At 65.6% G+C, this 22,016-nt stretch carries 21 protein-coding genes; 18 read left to right on the top strand and 3 right to left on the bottom strand.

Annotated elements, in window-relative coordinates; translation table 11 throughout:
- The first annotated feature begins 71 nt into the window (after window positions 1-71).
- The 6 genes from ggt (at window position 72) to HV753_RS06140 (ending at window position 8,039) form a co-directional block, all read left to right on the top strand.
- Window positions 72-1,700 (top strand): gamma-glutamyltransferase, encoded by a 1,629-nt coding sequence (gene ggt, locus HV753_RS06165; protein ID WP_175173497.1) that lies wholly within the window; start codon window positions 72-74, stop codon window positions 1,698-1,700.
- 36 nt (window positions 1,701-1,736) lie between these two features.
- On the top strand, window positions 1,737-3,251 hold the full coding sequence (locus tag HV753_RS06160; protein ID WP_175173496.1) for an ABC transporter substrate-binding protein: 1,515 nt from the start codon (window positions 1,737-1,739) through the stop codon (window positions 3,249-3,251).
- Window positions 3,252-3,386: 135 nt separating this feature from the next.
- Complete coding sequence (locus tag HV753_RS06155; protein ID WP_175173495.1) at window positions 3,387-4,331, top strand: ABC transporter permease; 945 nt, start codon at window positions 3,387-3,389, stop codon at window positions 4,329-4,331.
- A complete protein-coding gene (locus tag HV753_RS06150; RefSeq protein ID WP_175173494.1) occupies window positions 4,328-5,206 on the top strand; it encodes an ABC transporter permease in 879 nt (292 codons plus the stop codon). The genes HV753_RS06155 and HV753_RS06150 overlap by 4 nt, the downstream gene beginning before the upstream one ends.
- A gap of 14 nt (window positions 5,207-5,220) precedes the next feature.
- Entirely contained in the window at window positions 5,221-7,089 is a 1,869-nt protein-coding gene (locus HV753_RS06145; RefSeq protein ID WP_175173702.1) for a dipeptide ABC transporter ATP-binding protein, read from the top strand.
- 209 nt (window positions 7,090-7,298) lie between these two features.
- Window positions 7,299-8,039, top strand: a complete 741-nt coding sequence (locus HV753_RS06140) for an acetoacetate decarboxylase (protein WP_175173493.1) — start codon at window positions 7,299-7,301, stop codon at window positions 8,037-8,039.
- A gap of 21 nt (window positions 8,040-8,060) precedes the next feature.
- Here the strand turns inward: HV753_RS06140 and HV753_RS06135 are convergent, their stop codons facing one another.
- The gene (locus tag HV753_RS06135) at window positions 8,061-8,717 is read right to left on the bottom strand and encodes a LysE family translocator (protein WP_175173492.1); all 657 of its coding nucleotides are present in this window, start codon (window positions 8,715-8,717) and stop codon (window positions 8,061-8,063) included.
- Window positions 8,718-9,292: 575 nt separating this feature from the next.
- Between HV753_RS06135 and HV753_RS06130 the strand changes: the two genes are divergently transcribed.
- The 4 genes from HV753_RS06130 to HV753_RS06115 all read left to right on the top strand — a co-directional run bounded on the left by HV753_RS06130 (window position 9,293) and on the right by HV753_RS06115 (window position 12,872).
- Window positions 9,293-9,829: a YaeQ family protein gene (locus tag HV753_RS06130; protein WP_175173491.1), complete on the top strand. Its 537-nt coding sequence runs from the start codon at window positions 9,293-9,295 to the stop codon at window positions 9,827-9,829.
- A 105-nt stretch (window positions 9,830-9,934) separates the two neighbouring features.
- Complete coding sequence (locus tag HV753_RS06125) at window positions 9,935-10,534, top strand: TetR/AcrR family transcriptional regulator (RefSeq protein ID WP_175173490.1); 600 nt, start codon at window positions 9,935-9,937, stop codon at window positions 10,532-10,534.
- Between the two features lie 117 nt (window positions 10,535-10,651).
- A complete protein-coding gene (locus HV753_RS06120; protein WP_175173489.1) occupies window positions 10,652-11,356 on the top strand; it encodes an SDR family oxidoreductase in 705 nt (234 codons plus the stop codon).
- A 7-nt stretch (window positions 11,357-11,363) separates the two neighbouring features.
- On the top strand, window positions 11,364-12,872 hold the full coding sequence (locus tag HV753_RS06115; protein WP_175173488.1) for an MFS transporter: 1,509 nt from the start codon (window positions 11,364-11,366) through the stop codon (window positions 12,870-12,872).
- Window positions 12,873-12,918: 46 nt separating this feature from the next.
- Here HV753_RS06115 and HV753_RS06110 read toward each other — a convergent pair whose 3' ends face one another.
- Window positions 12,919-14,055, bottom strand: coding sequence for a hypothetical protein (locus HV753_RS06110; RefSeq protein WP_246288163.1), 1,137 nt, complete (start codon window positions 14,053-14,055; stop codon window positions 12,919-12,921).
- A gap of 7 nt (window positions 14,056-14,062) precedes the next feature.
- The gene (locus HV753_RS06105; RefSeq protein ID WP_246288162.1) at window positions 14,063-14,698 is read right to left on the bottom strand and encodes a hypothetical protein; all 636 of its coding nucleotides are present in this window, start codon (window positions 14,696-14,698) and stop codon (window positions 14,063-14,065) included.
- A 171-nt stretch (window positions 14,699-14,869) separates the two neighbouring features.
- Here HV753_RS06105 and HV753_RS06100 point away from each other — a divergent pair, with 171 nt between their 5' ends.
- The 8 genes from HV753_RS06100 to HV753_RS06065 are packed head-to-tail and all read left to right on the top strand — an operon-like array spanning window position 14,870 to window position 22,006.
- Entirely contained in the window at window positions 14,870-15,667 is a 798-nt protein-coding gene (locus HV753_RS06100; protein WP_175173486.1) for a GntR family transcriptional regulator, read from the top strand.
- A gap of 18 nt (window positions 15,668-15,685) precedes the next feature.
- The gene (locus HV753_RS06095; protein ID WP_175173485.1) at window positions 15,686-16,891 is read left to right on the top strand and encodes an ABC transporter substrate-binding protein; all 1,206 of its coding nucleotides are present in this window, start codon (window positions 15,686-15,688) and stop codon (window positions 16,889-16,891) included.
- Window positions 16,892-16,898: 7 nt separating this feature from the next.
- Window positions 16,899-17,771: a branched-chain amino acid ABC transporter permease gene (locus tag HV753_RS06090; protein ID WP_175173484.1), complete on the top strand. Its 873-nt coding sequence runs from the start codon at window positions 16,899-16,901 to the stop codon at window positions 17,769-17,771.
- 1 nt (window position 17,772) lies between these two features.
- The gene (locus tag HV753_RS06085; protein ID WP_175173483.1) at window positions 17,773-18,744 is read left to right on the top strand and encodes a branched-chain amino acid ABC transporter permease; all 972 of its coding nucleotides are present in this window, start codon (window positions 17,773-17,775) and stop codon (window positions 18,742-18,744) included.
- Complete coding sequence (locus HV753_RS06080; protein ID WP_175173482.1) at window positions 18,737-19,492, top strand: ABC transporter ATP-binding protein; 756 nt, start codon at window positions 18,737-18,739, stop codon at window positions 19,490-19,492. The genes HV753_RS06085 and HV753_RS06080 overlap by 8 nt, the downstream gene beginning before the upstream one ends.
- Window positions 19,489-20,199 (top strand): ABC transporter ATP-binding protein, encoded by a 711-nt coding sequence (locus HV753_RS06075; RefSeq protein WP_175173481.1) that lies wholly within the window; start codon window positions 19,489-19,491, stop codon window positions 20,197-20,199. Before HV753_RS06080 ends, HV753_RS06075 begins: the two co-directional genes overlap by 4 nt.
- Before the next feature lie 2 nt (window positions 20,200-20,201).
- Window positions 20,202-21,500 carry a 3-isopropylmalate dehydratase large subunit gene (locus HV753_RS06070; RefSeq protein WP_175173480.1) on the top strand — a complete coding sequence of 433 codons (1,299 nt, stop codon included), beginning with the start codon at window positions 20,202-20,204 and terminating at the stop codon, window positions 21,498-21,500.
- A complete protein-coding gene (locus tag HV753_RS06065; protein WP_175173479.1) occupies window positions 21,497-22,006 on the top strand; it encodes a LeuD/DmdB family oxidoreductase small subunit in 510 nt (169 codons plus the stop codon). The genes HV753_RS06070 and HV753_RS06065 overlap by 4 nt, the downstream gene beginning before the upstream one ends.
- Window positions 22,007-22,016: the final 10 nt, after the last annotated feature.

Genomic DNA, 22,016 nt, shown 5'->3' with positions numbered 1-22,016 from the left:
CAAAAAATCAAATTGATTTAATTAGATCACGAGAGTACCTTCGCCTGCTTAACCGTTATGAGACAAGCCACATGAAATCCTTCGACTGGGGCAACCCGTATCCTTCCGTACGCATCCCGCTGTTCGCGCGCAACGTGGTCTCCACGTCGCACCCGCTGGCGGCCCAAGCGGGGCTGCGCATGCTGCTCAAGGGCGGCAACGCCGTGGACGCCGCCATCGCGGCCGCCGCCACGATCGTCCTGGTCGAACCGGTGTCCTGCGGCCTGGGCGGCGATTGCTTCGCCATCGTCTGGGACGGCAAGGAACTGCATGGCCTGAATTCGTCGGGCGTGGCGCCGGCCGCCTGGAACACGGAATACTTCAAGCGCAAGTACGGCGTGGGCGCCGATGGCCTGGCCATTCAGCCCAAGCGCGGCTGGGATGCCGTGACGGTGCCGGGCGTGGTGGCCGGTTGGGCCGCCCTGCACGAAAAGCTGGGCAAGCTGCCGTTTGAACAACTGTTTGAACCCGCCATCGAAATCGCCGAGCGCGGCTACGCCGTGCCGCCAGTGGTGGCGCACAAATGGGCCGCCGCTGCCGAAGAACTGAAGTCGCAGCCGGGCTACGCCCAGGCGTTCCTGCCGGAAGGCCGCGCGCCCAAGGTCGGCGAGCACTTCCGTTTCCCGGATGCCGCCAACACGCTGCGTCGCATCGCCGAATCCAAGGGCCGCGACTTCTATGAAGGCGAACTGGCCGAACGCATCGCCGCCTTCAGCAAGGAGTGCGGTGGCGCGATGACGCTGGAAGACCTGCGCAACTACCGCCCGGACTGGGTCAAACCCATCTCCAAGTCGTACCGGGGCTACGAACTGCACGAAATCCCGCCCAACGGGCAGGGCATTGCCGCGCTGATCGCGCTGGGCATCGTCGAACGCTTCGACATGTCCGACATTCCCGTGGATTCCGTGCAATCGCAGCACATCCAGATCGAAGCCATGAAGCTGGCCTTCGCGGACCTGTACAAGTACGTGGCCGATCCGCGCGCCATGCAGGTGACGCCTGAGGAAATGCTGTCGGACGCCTACCTGGACAGCCGCGCCAAGCTGATCCGCCTGGACCAGGCCACCCATTTCGAGGCAGGCCGTCCGCATGCGGGCGGCACCATCTACCTGACCGCCGCCGACGAAAACGGCATGATGATCTCGTTCATCCAGTCCAACTACATGGGCTTTGGATCGGGCGTGGTCGTGCCGGGCACCGGCATCAGCATGCAGAACCGCGGCGTGGGCTTCTCGATGGACCCGAAGTCTGCCAACGTGGTCGAAGGCGGCAAGCGCCCGTTCCACACCATCATCCCGGGTTTCCTGACGCGCGGTGGCAAGCCGGTCATGAGCTTTGGCGTGATGGGCGGTGACATGCAGCCGCAAGGCCACATGCAGACGGTGGTCCGCATGATCGACTATCACCAGAACCCGCAGGCTGCCTGCTGCGCGCCGCGCTGGAAGGTCAACCGCGACTTCACGCTGGATATCGAGACCAACATGCAGGCTTCCACCATTGCGGGCTTGAAAGACCTGGGGCATGCTTTGAAGTCTGTTGACGATCCGTACATGGACTTCGGCGCCGGGCAGTTCATCTGGCGCATGTCGGAAAACGACAACGAACTGGGTTATGTCGCCGCCAGCGATAGCCGCCGCGACGGCCAGGCAGTCGGCTTCTAAACACAAAGCTCGCAAGCTACAAGGGGAAACAACACAATGAAACGCTTGACCTTGACCTTCGGCGCCAGCGTGCTGGCGCTGGCCGCAGGCGCCGCGTGCGCCCAGAACATCCGCATCGGGCTGCAAGAAGACCCGGATGTCCTGGACCCGCACCGCGCCCGCACCTACGTTGGCCGCATCGTGTTCACGTCGCTGTGCGACAAGTTGGTGGACATCGATCCCAAGCTGCATTTCGTCCCGCAGCTGGCCACGTCGTGGTCGTTCAGCCCCGACAACAAGGTGCTGACCTTCAAGCTGCGCGAAGACGCGCTGTTCCATGACGGCAGCAAGTTCGATGCGGCCGCGGCCAAGGCCAACCTGGAACGCGCCATGACGCTGCCGGACAGCCTGCGCAAGGGCGAACTGGCATCGGTTGAAAAAGTGGACGCGCCGGACGCGGCCACGCTGGTCCTGACCTTGAAGAAGCCGGACGCCACCTTGCTGGCCCAGCTGTCCGACCGGGCCGGCATGATGCTGTCGCCCAAGTCCTTCACGGATGCCGATGTGGCCGCCGTGGGCCGCAAACCCGTGTGCTCGGGTCCGTACAAGTTCGTCGAACGCATCCAGAACGACCGCATCGTGCTGGAAAAGTTTGATCAGTACTACGACGCCAAGGACTACGCCTTCAAGCGCCTGACCTTCCTGCCCATTCCTGACACCACGGTTCGCTTGTCGAACCTGCGCGCCGGTGACCTGGACATGCTGGAACGCCTGAACCCGTCCGATGCGCCGCAAGTCAAGAACGACGCCAGCCTGACGTTTGCGCCGGTGGCGGGCCTGGGCTTCCAGCAATTCATGTTCAACGTGGGCAACGGCAAGCGCGCCGAGGACAATCCGTTCAAGAACAAGCTGGTGCGCCAGGCGTTCCAGTTTGCGCTGGACCGCAACGCCATCAACGACGTGGCGGGCGGCGGCATCTTCGTGCCCGCCCAGCAGCCGTTCCCGCCGGCAAGCCCCTATCACAGCGACAAGTTCCCCGTCACCCAGCGCGACGTGGCCAAGGCCAAGGCACTACTGAAGCAGGCGGGCTTCGAGCGCGTGAAGGCCGAGCTGGTGTTTGGCAACAACACCACCACGTCCTCCATCGCCGAGATCGTCCAGGCGATGGCGTCCGAGGCGGGCTTCGACCTGTCCTTGCGTCCGACCGAATACGCGGCCTTGCAGAAGGAATCGTCGGGCGGCAACTTCCAGATCGTGATGCTGGGCTGGTCGGGGCGCGTTGATCCCGACGGCAACATCCACGCCTTCGTGACCTGCAAGGGCGCGCTGAACGATGGCCACTACTGCAACCCGGAAGTGGACAAGCTGCTGAATGAAGCACGCACCGTGCCGGATGAGGCCCGCCGCAAGGAAATCTACGACAAGGCGCAGACGATCATCCAGGACGAACTGCCCGGCGTGTATAACTATTACCAGCCGTGGCCGTTCGTGATGGCCAAGAAGGTCAAGGGCTTTACGCCGTATCCCGATGGCATGATCCGCCTGAAGGGTGTGACGTTCGCGCAGAAGTGATGACGGCGCGCGGCCGCCTGCGGGCGCCGCGCACGTTGGATGCGGTGACGCATCCAATGGTTCTTTGCGGCGGCCGCGCGCCAGGTGTTGTTGGCCTGACGCCGTCCGCCGTTCCTGTTCTACGGTTTTCCCCACATGCTTAAACTTATCTTGCGCCGCGTGATCGTCGCGATACCGACACTGATACTGGTGTCGATGATCGTCTTCATGCTGCAAAAAATCCTGCCCGGCGACCCGGTGCTGACCTTGGCCGGCGAAGAGCGCGACCCGGCCGTCCTGGATTATCTGCGCGACAAATACCGCCTGAACGACCCCTTGCCCGTGCAGTACGCGGCCTGGGCCGGGCAGGTGCTGCAAGGCGATCTGGGCAAGTCGCTCCGTACCGACGTGCCCGTCACGACACTGATCGCGCAAAAGCTGCCCGTCACCCTGCAACTGGCCGCGATGGCCATGTTCTTCGCGCTGCTGATCGGTATCCCGATGGGGATTATTGCCGCGGTGCGCAAGGGAAAACCCATCGAAATGGGGGCCAACATCGCGGCGCTGTCCGGCATGTCGATCCCCAACTTCTGGCTGGGGATCATCCTGATCATGGTGGTGTCGGTGCAGTGGCGGTTGTTGCCGGCCTCGGGTTATGTGTCGCCCGCCGAGGACTTCTGGCTGTCCATCAAGACCATGCTGATGCCGTCGCTGGTGCTGTCCACGGCGATTGCGGCCTATCTGATGCGCCACACGCGCTCATCGATGCTGGAAGCGCTGTCGGCCGACTACGTGCGCACCGCGCGCGCCAAGGGCGTGTCGCCGCGCGGCGTGGTGCTGCGCCATGCCTTGCGCAATGCCTTGATGCCCATCGTCACGCTGGTGACGTTGTTGTTCGGTGAATTGCTGGCGGGTGCCGTGTTGACCGAACAGGTCTTCACGATTCCGGGTTTCGGCAAGCTGGTGGTGGACGCGGTCTTCACGCGCGACTACGCGGTGGTGCAGGGCGTGGTGCTCTGCGTGGCGGTGGGCTTCATCCTGATGAACCTGCTGGCCGACATCCTGTACATCCTGGTCAATCCCCGCCTGAGGCACTCATGAGCGCACTTCCTGCAACGGCCGCAGCCGTCCCGCCGTCCCGCAGCCGCAACCGCGCCTGGGGAAAATTCAAACGCAACCACATCGCGATGCTGGGTCTGGGCATCGTGCTGTTCTTTGTTCTGCTGGCCATCCTGGCGCCGTTCATCGCCACCCACGACCCCTTGCAGACCAGCTTCACCACCATCCGCAAGGCGCCGTCGGCGTCCTTCTGGCTGGGCACGGATGAACTGGGCCGCGACATTTTCAGCCGCATGGTCTATGGCGCCCGCGCCTCGCTGATGGCGGGCCTGGTGTCGGTGCTGATCGCACTGGTGGTGGGCGTGCCGTTCGGGCTGGCTGCCGGCTACTTCGGCGGCTGGACCGACAGCTGCATCTCGCGCGCCACCGAGGCGTTGCTGGCCATTCCGTTTTTGATCCTGGCCATTGCGCTGGCCGCGTTTCTTGGGCCCAGCCTGACCAACGCGATGATCGCCATCGGCGTGTCGGCAGCGCCGAAATTCGTGCGCTTGACGCGCGGACAGGTGCTGGCGGTGAAGAACGAGGACTACGTGCAAAGCGCCCGCGCCTTGGGCGCGTCCGACCTGCGCATCATCGGCCGGCACGTGTTTCCCAACGTCATGCCGCCGTTGATCGTGCAGGCCACGATCACCATCGCCACCGCCATCATCGCCGAGGCCAGCCTGTCCTTCCTGGGCCTGGGGTTGCAGCCGCCCACGCCATCGTGGGGCTCGATGCTGAACACGGCCAAGAACTTCATGACCCAGGCGCCCTGGATGTCGATCTTCCCCGGATCGGCCATTTTCCTGGTGGTGCTGGGCTTCAATCTGCTGGGCGACGGGCTGCGCGATGCGCTCGATCCGCGTCAGGAAAAGTAATCACTATGGCAACAATGGATCCCAAACGTGTCGTCCAGGTCAATGACCTGACCGTGCGCTTCAAAACGCCCGATCGCACGGTGGAAGCCGTGCGCAACGTGTCGTTCCACGTCGATCGCGGCGAAACCCTGGCGATTGTGGGCGAATCCGGTTCTGGCAAGTCCGTGACGTCGCTGGCGCTGATGCGCCTGGTGGAGTACGGCGGCGGCAAGATCGCCGGCGGCGATATGTTCCTGCGCCGCCGCAACGGCGATGTGCTGGACCTGGCCCATGCGCCGGACCACACGCTGCAACGTGTGCGCGGCGCCGACGTGGCGATGATCTTCCAAGAGCCGATGACGTCGCTGAACCCCAGCTTCACGGCGGGCAATCAGATCGCCGAAGCCTTGCAGTTGCATCAGGGGCTGGACGCCGCCGCGGCCCGCGCGGAAACGCTGCGCATGCTGGAGCGCGTGCGCATCCCCGAGGCGCGCGCCATCCTGGACCGTTATCCGCATCAACTGTCCGGAGGCATGCGCCAGCGCGTGATGATCGCGATGGCGCTGTCGTGCAAGCCCCAGTTGCTGATCGCCGACGAACCGACCACGGCGCTGGACGTCACCATCCAGGCCCAGATCCTGCAACTGATCCGCCAGTTGCAGGAAGAGATGGACATGGGCGTGATCTTCATCACGCACGATATGGGCGTGGTGGCCGAAGTGGCTGACCGCGTTCTGGTCATGTATCGCGGCGACAAGGTGGAAGAGGGCGGTTCGGACGAGATTTTCGCGCGCCCGCAACACGCCTATACGCGCGCCTTGCTGTCGGCCGTGCCGCGCCTGGGCGCCATGCACGGCACCGACGAACCCGCGCCATTCCCGCTGCTGAAGGTGGAAGAAGCCGCTCATGTGGCCGACCCCGCCCGGCTGGTGGACACGCCCGTGGCGGCGCCCAGCACCGTGCGCCGTGAAAACGGCCCGGTGCTGAAAGTGCGTGACCTGACCACCAGCTTTGACATCACCGGCGGCATTCTGGGCCGGGTGCAAAAGCGCGTGCACGCGGTGGAAAAGGTCAGCTTTGACCTGTACCCGGGTGAAACGCTGTCGCTGGTGGGCGAGTCCGGTTGCGGCAAGACCACGACGGGCCGGTCGCTGCTGCAACTGGTCAAGAGCAAGAGCGGCACGATTGAATTCGACGGCAAGAATATCGGCGCCCTGCGCGGCAGCGCCATGCAGACCTTGCGCCAGCATATTCAGTTCATCTTCCAGGACCCGTTCGCGTCGCTGGACCCCCGGATGACGGTGGGCTATTCCATCATGGAACCGCTGCTGATCCACGGCGTGGCGCGTGGCCGCGCGGCGCAGGATCGGGTGCGCTGGCTGATGGACAAGTGCGGGCTGCTGCCGGAAATGATCGACCGCTATCCGCACGAATTCTCGGGCGGCCAGCGCCAGCGCATCTGCATTGCGCGGGCCTTGGCGCTGAATCCCAAGGTGGTGATCGCGGATGAATCGGTGTCGGCGCTGGACGTGTCGATCCAGGCGCAGATCGTGAACCTGCTGCTGGACCTGCAACGTGAACTGGGCGTGTCGTTCCTGTTCATCTCGCACGACATGGCGGTGGTGGAGCGCGTCAGCCACCGGGTGGCGGTGATGTACCTGGGGCAGATCGTCGAGATCGGGCCGCGCCGGGCGATCTTTGAAAACCCGCAGCATCCATACACCAAGAAGCTGATGGCGGCGGTGCCGATCGCCGACCCGCAGCGGCGCCACCGCGAACGGTCGTTGCTGGTGGATGAGATTCCGAGCCCGATGCGTAAGCTGGGGGACGATCCGCTGGTGGAGCCGTTGGTCGCGGTGGGGGAGGGGCATTTCGTGGCCCGTCACGCGATCGGGGTGTATTGAGGGGGCTGTCTCCTCGACGCGCCCGGCGCGGGGGAAGGGCTTGCGGGGCCGCCAATGTCGGCCGCGCAAGCCTGGGTTTCATGCTAATTTGCAGAAGATCGATCTCGGGCGGCCCGGCACGCCACGATGACCCCCATCACCCGCACTGACGCGCTGTCGTCATCTCGTCGTGCGACGCTCAGCGCCTCTTACCAGGGAGTGCCGTAGACATGGATATCCGCACCATTCGTGAGCAAGCCTTTGCCATGCCGTTCACGAATCCTGCATTTCCCCGCGGCCCGTATCGGTTCATCAATCGGGAATTCTTCATCATCAGCTATCGCACCGATCCCGATCGCCTGCGCGCGGTGGTGCCCGAACCGTTGCAGATCACGTCCCCGATCGTCAATTTTGAATTCATCCGGATGCCGGACTCCACCGGCTTCGGGGATTACACCGAAAGTGGTCAGGTCATACCGGTCACGCTGGACGGCGTGGCGGGCAACTATACCCACGCGATGTATCTGAACGATCACCCGCCGATTGCGGGCGGACGAGAGTTGTGGGGGTTCCCCAAGAAGCTGGCGACGCCGCGGTTGAACGTGCATACCGATACGCTGGTGGGTGAGCTGGACTACGGACCCGTCCGGATCGCGGAAGCCACGATGGGCTACAAGCATCGTGCGCTGGATGGTGCCGCCATACGGCAGGGCATGGCGGCGACGCCGAATTTCCTGCTGAAGATCATTCCCCATGTTGATGGCACCGCACGAATCTGCGAGCTCGTGCGTTTTTACTTGCAGGACGTGACGGTGCATGGCGCATGGAGCGGGCCGTCCAGCCTGGCGCTGTTTCCCCATGCCCTGGCGCCGGTTGCGGACCTGCCGGTGCTAGAGGTGATCGAGGCCCGTCACATCGTGGCGGATTTGACCTTGGCGCTGGGCGACGTGGTGTACGACTATCTGAAGTAGCGCGCGGCGGGCCCAGGGTGCTTAACGCTTCTCCAGCGCCAATTTCAATCCAAACCCAATAAACACGGCCCCCGTCATCCGGTCCAGCCCACGCATCACCGCCGCCCGCGACAGCCACTTGGCCAGCGGCCGGGTGGCCGCGACCAGCAGGGCGAACCACAGCACGCCCAGCAGGGCGTGGATGGCGGCCAGCAGCAGGCTGAAGCGCAACACATCGGCGCCGGCTGGGATGAACTGGGGCAGGAACGTGATGTAGAAGATGCCGACCTTCGGATTCAGCGCATTGGTCAGGCATCCACGCAGGAACCAGCCGGCGGCGCTGGTGTTGGCTGGGACCGGTGCAGCGGCCGCCGCAGCGGGCTGGTCACCTCTGCTGGCCGCGCGGCCGGGCAGGGTGCGCCACAGCAATTTGGCGCCCAGGTAAAACAGATACGCCGCCGCGCAGATGCGCAGCGTGTCGTACGCCAAACTCGACACCGCCAGCAACGACCCCAACCCGAACGCGGCAATGGCGCCCCACACCAGGCAACCGGCGCAAATCCCCAACCCCGCCATCAACGCACGCCGCGCGCCTTCAACCGCGGCAGTCCGCAACACCAGCGCCGTGTCGATGCCCGGCGTGATGGTCAAAATGGCGGCGGTCAGGGTAAAGGCGAGCAGGGCGGCGGTGGCGGTCATGATTTGGGGAAAACAATAGGGCGGGAGAGGGGCACGCAGCAGTGTAGCGCCGCGTGCACACGGGATAAATGGTGCCCTCGCACGTTGGGCGGCGCGCAACAGGTACCCATCAGCAAAGCCGCTCCCCATGCGCCGGCCGCTATCCCTCCCAAAGTGGCTACGACACCAAATTCACCCCCGCAATCGCGTAAGCGTTCATCGCCCCGACGACGCACGCCACGTATGCTGAATGCGGCCGCCCGGGCGGCCGCATTCAGCGGGCAACGCCAGACGCGACACCCACCACGGCTCCAGCAGCGCCTCAAGCCAAGACGGCAACAGCCCGTCGGCGCGGGCGCCATGGACGCGAGCAACCTCGATGCGCCCGAGGGAATCCGTAGGGAGCCGAAGGCGTACGAGGATGACAACGGGGCAGTCCGGCGCCTGCGCGCCGGACCGCAATCGTGGGCGCGAGCGGCCATGGCGCCCGCGACGATGGGCGACCTACGAACCAGCAGCCCTCCCGCCACCCGCCCCCACAAGCGTTATCATTGCGCCCTTCAAGCAATAAGCAATACTCAACGGATCCCCAAGCCATGGCCCTGCGCGCCACCATCTACAAGGCCGAACTCAACGTCGCCGACACTGACCGTCATTACTACGGCAGCCACTCGCTCACCGTCGCCCGTCACCCCTCGGAAACCGACGAGCGTCTGATGGTGCGTCTGGTCGCCTTTGCCCTGCATGCGCAGGAAGAACTGGCGTTCACCAAGGGCCTGAGCGACACCGACGAACCGGACCTGTGGGTCAAAGACCTGACCGGCGCCGTCAAGCTGTGGATCGAAGTCGGCCAGCCCGAAGAACGCCGCATCCTGCGCGCCTGTGGCCGCGCTGACGAAGTGATTGTGTATTGCTACGGCGGTTCGGCCAGCAAGATCTGGTGGGACGGCGTGCGCAACAAGCTGGAGCGCACCCGCAATCTGAAGGTCATCAACCTGCCGTCGGATCAATCCCGAGCCTTGGCCAAGCTGGCTGAACGGACGATGCAGCTGAACGCCAATATCTCGGACGGCATCGTGTATTTCTCGGCCGACAAGGGCGAAGTCAGCGTTGAACCGGAGACGTGGCGCTAGGCGCCTTGTCCCGAAAGCCACGTTACAAATTTGCTTGAGATTCTTCTTGCGTGGCGCATTTTTGCAGGATTAATATGATGATCATCATATTTCAGGTCATTGATCATGTCCGGCCCATCCTCCCGCAAAGCGCTTTCTCACGAACGCATCGTCGACGCCGCAGCGCGCGCGATCCGGCGTGAAGGCTATGCGGGCGTTGGTGTCGCCGACGTCATGAAAGAGGCTGGCCTGACTCACGGCGGTTTCTACGCGCATTTCCCGTCGCGGGATGCGCTGCTGGCCGCCGCGATGGAACGCGCCGGCCGCGATGGCGCCGCGCGCATCTCCAAGAACATGGCGCAACGCCGGGCAGAGGGCGCCAGCCCCTTGCGCGCCTGGGTGGAAGCGTATCTGGGCGACGGGCATCTGACCGGTTGCGAAGGGGGCTGCCCAGTGTCGGCCTTGGCTTCCGAGATGCCGCGCCAGTCGTCTGAAGTGCGCGAAGCCTCGGCGCTTCGGGTGCAGCGCTTGATGGAAGCCGTGCAGCAGGCGTTGCCGGCCAGCGCGGGCGAACACGCTGCGGCAGCCGTGACCAGCACCTTGGTCGGCGCGCTGCAACTGGCTCGGGCCTTGGGCGATAACCCCGAGGGGCGTGCCGTGCTGGCATCCGCCCGCCATGCCATCCTGGCGCAGTATGACCACGAGGGCAGCCTCCCACCGCGCTGACCCCAATCCCATTCCTATTCCCAGGCCGCATTGCGCGGTCTTTTTACCGGCCACAAATATGATGATCGTCATATTTTGACTGAACCCATAGCGGTATTCACATCAAGGACATCCATCATGGATCTCAAGAATGCAGTGGTTTTGATTACCGGCGCCAACCGTGGTTTAGGGTTGGCATTCGCCCGCGAGGCGTTGGCGCGCGGGGCGCGCAAGGTCTATGCCGGCGCTCGCGACCCGTCGACCGTCACGCTGGCTGGGGTAGAGGCGATCAAGCTGGACGTCACGAACCCGCAGGACGTGGCAGCGGCTGCGGCCCGGGCTTCCGACGTGACGCTGGTCATCAACAACGCAGGCATCGCGGCGATGGGCGGTTTCATCGCCGAGGGCAGCATTGAATCGGCGCAGCGCCATCTGGACACCAACCTGTTCGGCTCACTGCGTGTCGCCCAGGCGTTCGCGCCGGTACTGGCCGCCAATGGCGGCGGCGCGTTGCTCAACGTGCTGTCGATCGCCAGTTGGATCAACGGCCCCTTGCTGGGCGTCTACGCCATGAGCAAATCGGCCGCGTGGGCGATGACAAATGGCCTGCGCGCCGAGCTTCGGGAGCAGAAGACGCAGGTGATGGGCTTGCACATGGGCTTTGTCGACACGGATTTGACCAAGGGGCTGGACGCTCCCAAGTCCACGCCGGAATCGATCGTCAGTCAGACGTTCGACGGTCTGGAAGCGGGCGCCGAGGAAGTGCTGGCCGACGAAGGGACGCGCCAGGTCAAGCAGGGCCTGTCCGCCGAGCCCGCGGTGTATCTGAAGGCGCTGGGATAGGATCATCATGCACGCTACCGCCCGCTCCGCACCGGCTGCCACGCCGGCAATCCAGTCCGCCAACGAGGCCGCCATCGCGCCCTCGGATGGGTCCAACCCTGGGTCCAACCACGGCTCCATCCACGGGGCGGCACACGGCACGACCCCCGCGCCTGCCACAGCGTCTCCGTGGCCCATCTTTTGGGTCGCCAGCATCGCGGTGTTCCTGGTGTCGCTGGACGGCACGATGCTGTACGCGGCGTTCGGCGCCTTGCGCGCCGGCTTTCCCGAGGCCTCGGCCGCGGACATGTCCTGGGTGCTGAACGCCTATACGGTGGTCTTTGCGGCCATGTTGATCCCATCAGGCGGCCTGGCTGACACGCATGGCCGCAAGCGCATGTTCATGGTGGGGGTGGTGCTGTTCCTGGCGGCTTCCGCCGCTTGCGGCCTGGCGGGCAGCGTGGCGTGGCTGATCGCCGCCCGCGTGCTGCAAGCCGTGGGGGCGGCACTGCTGACGCCAGCCTCGCTGTCGATCGTGCTGGCGGCGTTCCCGGCTTCGCAGCGCACGGTTGCGGTCAGCCTGTGGGGCGCCGTCGGCGGCCTGGCGGCGGCCGTGGGCCCCAGCCTGGGGGCGTTTGTCGTGGACACGGCAGGCTGGCCTTGGGCGTTCTATCTCAATCTGCCGTTGGGTGCGTTGTCGCTCTGGTACGGCGCAGGTCTATTGAAGGAGTCCGTGAAGCCTGATGCGCGCCGTCGGGTGGATGGCGTGGGCATGGCCTTGCTGATGGTGGCCGTGGGCGCGCTGGCATTGGCGATCGTGCAGTCGGAGTCGCCGACCTGGAGCCGGTTGGAACTGGGCGTGGTGGCAGCGGTTGGCGTGGTGTCGCTGGCGGCTTTCGTGGCCTGGGCGCGCGCCACGCCGCATCCGCTCGTGGATTTGTCGTTGTTCAAGCACCGCACCTATCGTTACGTGAACCTGGCCACCCTGAGCTTCGGCATTGCCTTTGCGATGATGTTCTTTGCGTTCTTCTTCTATATGACGGGTGTCTGGCATTACAGCCTGCCGCGCGCCGGATTGGCCGTGACGCCGGGGCCGCTGCTGGTCATGCCCACGGCCATCCTGACCGGGCGGCTGGCGGCACGCATGGGTCATCGGCCGTTCCTGGTGGCCGGTTCGCTGATCTACGCGGCCAGCGGCTTGTGGTTCCTGTTGATGCCGGGCGAACAGCCGGCGTATCTGACGCAGTGGCTGCCTGGTCTGCTGCTGAGCGGCATCGGCGTGGGCATGGTGATGCCTTCGTTGTCAGGCGCGGCCGTCAGCCGCCTGCCGGCCCAGCACTATGCGGTGGGCAGCGCCGTCAATCAGGCGACGCGGCAGATTGGCGGGGTGATGGGCGTGGCGATCACGGTGTTGCTGCTGGGGCACGGCGCGGTCAGCCACGCCGATTTCTCGCCGCTGTATCTGGGGCATGTCGGCTTGGCGGTGCTGACGGCGCTGCTATGCCTGGCGGTGGATACACGGCCGGGCAAGGGCTGACGTTGGCGCGCAGGCATGACGCATGCAGGCAGACGGATGCAGGCGCCTATTTGCCGCAGGCATCCGGCGCCAGGTTGGTGGGATCGCCACACGCTTCCCACTGCGCCGGCGTGATGGCGGACGTGAGCAGCACGCGCCCCATCGGATCGAAGTAGAACAGGATCCGCCCCGGGTGCGCCTGCATGGCTTGCCACACGGCATCCTGGGCGGCGGGCGTCAGTCGTGCCATGCTTTGCGCATCGGTCTCGCCCTGGGCCAGCACGGTCTGCACGTTGGGATCCCAGGACGATTGATCGTCACGGTCATTCATCGGCACCTCATCGGCAATGCGCACGATGCGCCATTCGATGCCGGGAATTTCGCTGGGCAAGGCCGCCAGGTCCTCGCGCAGGCGCGGGTACACGCGATCAATGTGCTGCGTGGGCGCGGCATAGGCATAGGGCGCCCGGCTGTCGCCCGCCGTGACGTAATTGGAGGGCTGGCTGACATAGCGCGGCCCCGGTTCACCCAGGGCGTTGTAAGTCTGGACGGCCTGCGGTGCGCCGGGCGACAGGGTGTCGATCACCCGCAACAATTGGCCCTGCGCGTTGCGCACGTAATGCCGGCTGGCGCCGGGGCCTTTGGGATCGTCGCAGCCGTCGTCGATGAAGGTGGTCAGCAAGCCTTGCGCATCGCGTTGCAGGCAGGCGCGGCGAGATACCCGATAGGGTTGCGCCGCAGCGTCCGAGGCCTCGGTGAATTCCGTGTAGCCCGCCAGCGCGCCGCCGGCGTCGTAGTCCAGCGTGTAGCCGCCCACCAGCACCGATTGGCCCCGGATAGACAGATACTGCTCCATCCGGCACAGCTGGCCTTCAGGACTGAAGTACAGGCGCGTGGGCGCGGGCTTGCTGGCCTTGGCCGGGGTGGCATAGGCCGACCAGTCCACCTTGTCGGCCCACGTGCGCGGGCTCAGGTCGCCGGCTTTATCGGCCCAGACCAGCTTGCGTTGCAGGGCGATCCGCTCGCCTTGCTTGCCCAGCAGCACGCGTTCGCCGTCCAGCGCTACGGACACGGGCATCGCGGGCAGCGTGGGGGCGGCGCCGAAATCCAGGGGCGCGGGGCCGCAGTCCGCCAGTGCGGGCGCGGCGGCCGCCAGGCTCAGCGTCATGGCCGCGGCGGTCAGCAGAGGGCGGGGCGGGAACATCAGCCGCTTACGCATATTGCAGCGCGTCCATGAATTTGACCAAGTCCCAGAATTCCTTCGAGATGCCGCCCAGGCGCAACTTGCCTTGCGTGTCTTCGAACAGCAGGAAGGGGTAGGCCTCGCGCACGGACTGACCGGCTTCGGGCAGCCGATAGGGTTTGAAATGGTCGGGGTTGTTGAAATAGCGTTCCAGGCGCCCGCCGCCGTCTACATGCATGTAGCGCACGCGCAAGTCCTGCGCCTGATAGGTGGCGTGGGTTTCGGGAAAGATGCCGCCGTCGCCTGCCACGACCGAGTCGGCCAGCGCGGCCATGAACACGCGCGCGATGCCCACGAAGTGGATTTCACCGTGAGTGCTGCCGCCCGGCGCCTTGGCCAGTTCCCTTACCAGCTGCGTGGCCCGCGAGTTCGGCACCAAGGTGTTGGCGAACACGCTGTTCACATCGGCTTGGGCGGGGTCCGGCGATTGGCGCAGGCGCTGGAAGTCCTGGCGGAAGTCTGCAAGCCATTGCTGATAGCGCTGGTTTTCCAACTGGCGGTCGAACGCCTGCGCATGGCTGGCGCCCGCATGCAGAGCGATCGCGGCCGTTGCCGCAAGCAGCCAAAAGCGCCGCAACCAAAGGGCGAACCAGACTTGGGTCATGCAGGAATGTGTGCGCATAGGGGAGCGATGATATCGCCTCAAATGATGCTGATTTGCACGCGAACGTGACAGATTGTCATTGGAAAGCGGGTCGGTGTTTTCCCGATGGAACAACCCGCAAGGGTATTTGTTCCATTGACGGTACATTAGGACACCCCTAGAGTTCCCGCCATGGGAACCTCACTACCTCTGCCGAAGTACCACCAGATCTACCTTGTGCTGCGCGAGCAGTTGCAGGAAGGGCGATTTGATCAGGACGGCGTGCCGGGCGAGCACGCGCTGGCCGATCAGTTCGACGTGGCCCGCATCACCATCCGCAAGGCGATGGAAATGCTGGTGGCCGACGGGCTGGTGTCGCGGCGTCCCGGCCTGGGAACGTGGCCCCTGCGCGGCGCATCCAGCGCCCAGACCGCGCCCGCGGTCAACGCGCCGCAGAAGGCGCATCTGACCGGGCTGCTGGAAAACATCGTCAACATGGGGCTGCGCACCTCGGTGCAGGTGCTGGACAGCACGCTGGTGTTCGCGCCCGCCACCGTGGCCGAGTCCTTGCGCATTCCGCCCGGCACGCCGGTCCACAAAAGCCTGCGTGTGCGCAGCACCGAGGCCGGGCCGCTGTCCCACATCACGACGTATGTGCCGCAGGCGGTGGCCGATTTCACCCGCGAAGATCTGGAACGCGAACCCTTGCTGATGCTGCTGGAGGCGGCCGGCGTGGAATTCGGCGGCGCCACCCAGACCATTTCCGCGCGTCTGGCCGATGCGCAGGTCGCGCGCCATCTGGATGTGTCGGTGGGGTCTGCGTTGCTGGCCGTCACCCGCGTCGTGCGCGACGTGAACGACCGCCCGGTCCAACTCTTGCAGGGTCTGTACCGGCCCGATCGCTATCAATACCAATTGCAGCTGTCGCGCGTCGGCAGCATTGACGCCAAGGTCTGGGTCAGCGAAGAGCTGTCGGCCCAATTTCATTGAACCCTTCGGAGATCTCCCATGAATTCGCGCCGCACTTTTCTCTATCAATCCGCCGCTGCCGCGGCCCTGGTCTCCGCGCCCTGGGTGACGCGCGCGCAGGGCGCCACGCCCGTGAAGATCGGCGTGCTGCACCCGGTGACGGGCGCGCTGGCGTATTCGGGCCAGCAGTGCCGGCTGGGCGCCTTGCTGGCGATTGAAGACATCAACAAGGCGGGCGGCATCAAATCGCTGGGCGGTGCGCCGCTGGCGGCCGTGCTGGGCGACGCGCAATCGCGGCCCGAGGCCGGTTCGGCGGAAGTGGAAAAGATGAACGAGGCGGGGGTGTCGGCCATCGTCGGCGCGTATGCGTCCGCCATCTGCCTGGCCACGACGCAGACCGCCGCCAAGTACAACCTGCCGCATGTGGTGGACGTGGGCGTGGCGGATCAGATCGTCGAACGTGGCCTGAAGAACACCTTCCGCTTCGGCCCCGGCTACCGCGCCTGTAGCGAACGCGCCATCACCGACCTGGCCGCCTTGAACGACGCCGCAGGCAAACCCGCCAAGACCGTGATGATCGTGCACGAGGATTCGCTGTTCGGCACCGGCACCGCGGCGCTGTTGTCCAAGGCGCTGCCCGAGCACGGCTTCGAGGTGATGAGCGTGGTGAAGCACCCCAACCCCACGCGCGACTTCAACAACATCGTGCTGCGCATGAAGTCGATGAACCCGGACATCGTCATTCCCGCCAACTACTACAACGAATACGCGCTGTTGCTGCGCGCCATGAAGCAGCAGAAGGTGCAGCCCAAGGCCATTTATTCGGTGCTGGGGGGCGCGGCGTCCAGCTATAAGTTCCTGAAGGAATTTCCCGACATCGCCAACGGCATCATCGACTGCAACCACTGGTTCAATCCCAAGGATGCGCGCGTGGCGCCGCTGCGCGCGCGGGTCGAGGAGAAGGGCGCGTACTTCAGCTATGAAGTCTTCATGACCTATGTGTCGGTGCAACTGCTGGCCGACGCCATCGAACGCGCCAAGTCCGCAGACCGCGCCGCCATCATCGAGGCGCTGGCCGCCAGCACCTTCCAGGACAATCTGATGCCCTATGGCCCGACCAAGTTCGTCAACGGCCAGAACACGGGCGCGCAGCCGCTCCTGACGCAGGTGATCGGCGGCGACATCAAGGTGATCATCCCGGCAGACTACCGCCAGGCCGACGCCGTTTTCCCGTTGAAGGCCTGACGCAAGCATGCTGGATCCCGCCATCCTTTTTTCATCGGTGCTCAATGGCCTGACGACCGGCGCGGTGTACGCGCTGATCGCCCTGGGGCTGACCCTGATCTACGGGGTGCTGCACATCATTAACTTCGCCCACGGCGCAGCGCTGATGGTGGCCCTGTACGCCGTCTATCTGCTGAAGGAGCGGCTGGGGATCGACCCTTACGCCGCCTTGCCGCTGGTCATGGCCGGCATGTTCGCGCTGGGCTATGCCTTGCAGCGCTTTGTGATCAATCGCGCCAGCCATGGCAAGGACGAGAACATCCTGCTGGTCACGCTGGGCCTGGCCATCGTGCTGGAGAACCTGGCGCTGGTGTGGTTCAAGTCGGACACGCGCAGCATCGACACGGCCTACACGCTGTCCACGGTGGAGATCGGGCCGGCCATGATCGCGCTGCCCAAGGTCATCGCCTTTTGCGGGGCGCTGGCGGTGGCGGCGGTGTTGTTCTGGATCATCCGCAGCACCGACCTGGGCCGGGCGATCCGCGCCGTGGCGCGTGAAAAGCAGGGCGCCAAGCTGATGGGCATAGACGTTGAAAAGGTCTATGCCTTGTCGTTCGGCATCGGCATGGCCTGCCTGGGCGCGGCCGCCTGCTTCCTGCTGCCCGCCTACTACGTCAACCCGCAGGTGGGCAGCGGCTTCGTGCTGGTGGCCTTCACCATCGTGGTGCTGGGCGGCATGGGCAGTTTCGTGGGCGCGTTGGTGGGCGGTTTGCTGATCGGCGTGGTTGAGTCCATTGGGGGCCTGTTCCTGGGCGACTCGCTGGGCCAGATGGGTATCTTCGCGATCTTCATCGCGGTGCTGCTGTTTCGCCCGCAGGGGCTGTTCGGGGCCAGGGGCTGACATGAACCGGGATCTTTGCGCAATCGCGCTTTTTGGGGTGGCGCTGGCCGCCGTGGCGGCGTTCGCCCAGTCGGGCGTCTTGCTGACGTTCGTGATGATGTCCTTGTACGCGGCCTTGCTGTCGCAGGCCTGGAACATTCTGGGCGGCTACGGGGGCCAGCTGTCTTTCGGCCACGCGCTGTTCTTTGGCGTGGGCGCGTATGCGCAGGCGCTGGGCCAGCTGAACCTGGGCCTCAACCCCTGGCTGGTATTGCCGATGGCCATTGCAATGGGGGCGCTGGCCGGCATGGCGGTGGGCGGGCTGACGTTCCGCTACGGGCTGAAGGGCTCGTACTTTGCGCTCGTCACGCTGGCGTTTGCCGAGGTGTTCCGCATTCTGGCGCTGTCGGCCTCGTTTACCGGTGGCGGGGTGGGGCTGATGGTGCCGTTGCAAGAAGGGGTGGCGAACATGCAGTTCGCGTCGCGCCGGGGCTATATCTATCTGCTGCTGGCTTTCGTGGTGCTGGCGCTGGCCGTCACGGCCTGGCTGCGTCACTCGCGCTTTGGCGCCTACCTGCAAGCGGTGCGCGACAACGAGGACGCGGCGCGTGCCATCGGAGTGAATCCGCTGCGCGTGAAGCTGGGCGGCATTGCCTTGTCGGCCGCCTTCATGAGCGCCGCGGGGGCGTTCTATGTACAGGTGTTCCAGTACATCGACCCGGGCATCGCGTTCGGTTCGGCCGTGTCCGTCGAGGCGCTGGTGGGCGCCATCGTGGGCGGCATGGGCACCTTGTGGGGGCCGGTGCTGGGCGCGATCGCGCTGCACGGGCTGGCCGACCTGACGCGCAACCTGTTCGGCGAACTGCCGGGCATCAGCATGGTGATCTACGGCGTGGTGCTGATTCTGATCGTGATGTTCCTGCCGCGCGGCATCAGCGGCAGCGGCCAATCGCTGGGCCGGCTGTTCGGCATCAAGGAGCGCGCCCGTGCCTGAGATCCTGTTGCAAGCGCGCAATCTTTCCATTTCGTTTGGCGGCCTGAAGGCCGTGCAAGACGTCAACCTGGCCGTGCCGCAGGGCTCGTTGACCGCGCTGGTCGGCCCCAACGGCGCAGGCAAGACCACGCTGTTCGCCTTGCTGTCCGGCTTCCTGAAGCCCGGCGCGGGGTCGGTGCATTTTGCCGGGCAGGACATTACCGGACGCGCCCCGCATGAGTCGGCGCGGCTGGGCCTGACCCGCACCTTCCAGATCGTGCAGCCTTTTGGCGCGCAGACGGTGCGGCAGAACATCGCGGTGGGCGCGCACTTGCGCCTGGCCGACCGGCAGGAAGCGCTGGCCGCGGCGGAAGCCATCGCCGCGCGCGTCAACCTACAGGCGTCGCTGGACAAGCCCGCGGCCGACCTGACGGTGGCGGGGCGCAAGCGCCTGGAGCTGGCCCGCGCGCTGGCCACGCGCCCGCGCCTCTTGCTGCTGGACGAGGTGCTGGCCGGGCTGAACCCGAGTGAGATCGACGAGATGATTCCGGTGGTGAGAAAGCTGGTGGACGATGGCGTCACGGTGCTGATGATCGAACACGTGATGCGCGCGGTGATGAGCCTGGCAGAACATGTGTGGGTGCTGGCGCAAGGCCGGCTGATCGCCTCGGGCACGCCCGGCGAAGTCACCCGTGACCCGACGGTGGTGGAAGCCTATCTGGGGCATGGCGCGGCGGCGCGGCTGGCTGCGCAAGGGGCGCCGGCATGAGCGCGCTGCTGGAAGTCTCCGGCCTGCGCGCAGGCTACGGGCGCATGGAAGTGCTGCGTGGCGTGGACCTGGCGGTGGGCGAGGGCGAGATCGTCGTCCTCCTGGGCAGCAACGGCGCGGGCAAGTCCACGCTGAACAACACGGTGTGCGGGTTGTGCAAGCCTTGGGGCGGCTCGATCCGCTTCGAAGGCCAGGACCTGACCGGCCGCCATTACCGCGACGTGGTCAAGGCGGGTCTGATCCAGGTGCCCGAAGGCCGGCGCATCTTCCCGAACCTGAGCGTGCGCGAAAACCTGGAGCTGGGCTCGTTCACGCGGGCGCGCGAGCGCCGCGCGTCCAATCTGGACAAGGTGCTGGAGATCTTCCCGCGTCTGCGCGAACGCTTGACGCAACTGGCCGGCACCATGTCGGGCGGCGAGCAGCAGATGCTGGCGATTGGTCGAGGCCTGATGGCCGAACCCCGGCTGCTGATTCTGGACGAGCCTTCGCTGGGGCTGTCGCCGTTGATGGTGGAAGAGCTGTTTGGCTTGATACAGCGCCTGCATGCCGACGGGCTGGCGATTCTGCTGGTCGAGCAGAATGTGGGCCAGTCGCTGGAAACGGGGCAGCGCGCCTATGTGCTGGAGAACGGCGCGGTGCGCTTTAGCGGATCGTGCCCCGAACTGATGGCCAGCGACGACGTGCGCCGCGCCTACCTGGGGATGTAGCGATGACTGCGCAGCAACCCGTCCTGCATCAATCCCCTCGGCCCCAAACCCTGGCCCAGAAGCTGATTGCCGCCGCTTGCGGCCGCGCCGCCGTCGATGAAGGAGAGATCGTCACCTGTGCGGTGGACCTGGCGATGTTCCATGATTCCAGCGGCCCGCGGCGCTTGCAGCCCATGCTGCAAGAGCTGGGCGCCACGCTGTGGGACCCGTCCAAGGTGGTGCTGGTCATTGATCACTATGTACCGGAATCCGATGACGAATCCCGCCGCATCGTGCGCATTGCGCGCGACTGGGCGGCGGGGCAGCAACTGCCCAATGTGTACGACTCCGTGGGCATCTGCCACGTGGTCGTGCCGCAGCATGGCCATATCCGCCCCGGCATGTTCTGCGTGGGCGGGGATTCGCATTCGCCCACCGGCGGCGCGTTCGGCGCGTATATGTTCGGTATCGGCAGCACGGAAATGCTGGGCGTGGCCGTCACCGGCCAGATCTGGGTCAAGGTGCCCAAGACACTGATGATGCGCTGGCGCGGACGGCTGGCGCCCGGCGTCACGGCCAAGGACATGATGCTGCGCATGATCGGCCGCTACGGCATGAACGGCGGGCGTTACCAGGCGGTGGAATTCTGTGGCGAGGCCGTGCGCGCCCTGTCCATGCAGGAACGCATGACCTTGTCCAATATGAGCGCCGAGCTGGGCTCTCAGGTGGGCTTGATCGCCCCGGACGAGACCACCGAGGCCTATCTGCGCGCCGCGGGCGTGACGCAGGAACTGGATCTGACGCGCTGGCACAGCGATGCGGACGCCGACGCCGAATGGCACGACTTCGATGCGTCCACGCTGGCGCCGCAGGTGGCCGCGCCGCATAGCCCGGCCAACGCGCGCGACGTGGACCAGTATGGCGACGTGCCCGTGCAAGTGGCGTATATCGGCGCGTGCACGGGCGCCAAGCTGGAGGACCTGCGCGCGGCGGCCAGCGTGTTGCGCGGCCGCCGGCTGGCGGCCGGCATGCGCCTGATGGTGGCGCCCGCCAGCCAGCAGGACCAGCAACAGGCGGACCAGGAAGGCGTGATGCAGGTGCTGCGCGAGGCCGGCGCGGACGTGCTGCCCACCTCTTGCGGCGCCTGTGCGGGGTATGGCGGGTCCATTCCCGATGGCGCCAGCGTCATCTCGACTACAGCGCGCAATTTCAAAGGCCGCATGGGATCCGAGACGGCGCAGGTCTATCTGGCGTCGCCCTATACCGTGGCGGCCTCGGCGGTGGCCGGGCGCATCGCCGACCCCCGGGAGTTCACGGCATGACGGATCAACACCCACCCGCCCCGCACCGTGTCTGGCGCGTGGGCGCGGACATCGACACCGACGCGCTCGCGCCCGGCGCCTACATGAAATTCGGCATCGACGAGATTGCACGCCATTGCCTGCAACGGGTGCGGCCGGACTTTGCGGCGCAGGTGCAACCGGGCGATGTGCTGGTGGCCGGACCCAATTTCGGCATTGGCTCGTCGCGCGAGCAGGCCGCCGCCGCCCTGGTGCGCCTGGGCGTGGCCGCGGTGATCGCGCCGTCGTTCAACGGCCTGTATTTCCGCAACGCCTTCAATGTCGGCCTGCTGCTTTTGACCTGTGCCCAGGCCGAGACGCTGGCCGAAGGCGAACGCATCACCGTTGACCCCGCTGCGGGCCGCATTGGCCGCGCGGACGGCGCGGCCCCTTCTGCATTGCATTGCGAGACCGTGCCCGCCTTCCTGTTGGAAATGGTGCGGGCCGGCGGACTGCTGAATCTGCTGAAACAGCGTCAAACCTCTTAGGAAGAACATC

It is taken from the genome of Achromobacter pestifer (assembly GCF_902859625.1).
Lineage (GTDB): Bacteria > Pseudomonadota > Gammaproteobacteria > Burkholderiales > Burkholderiaceae_B > Achromobacter > Achromobacter pestifer.
The sequence above is the reverse complement of the archived record's forward strand: the minus strand, read 5'-3'. Positions and strand labels throughout refer to the sequence as shown.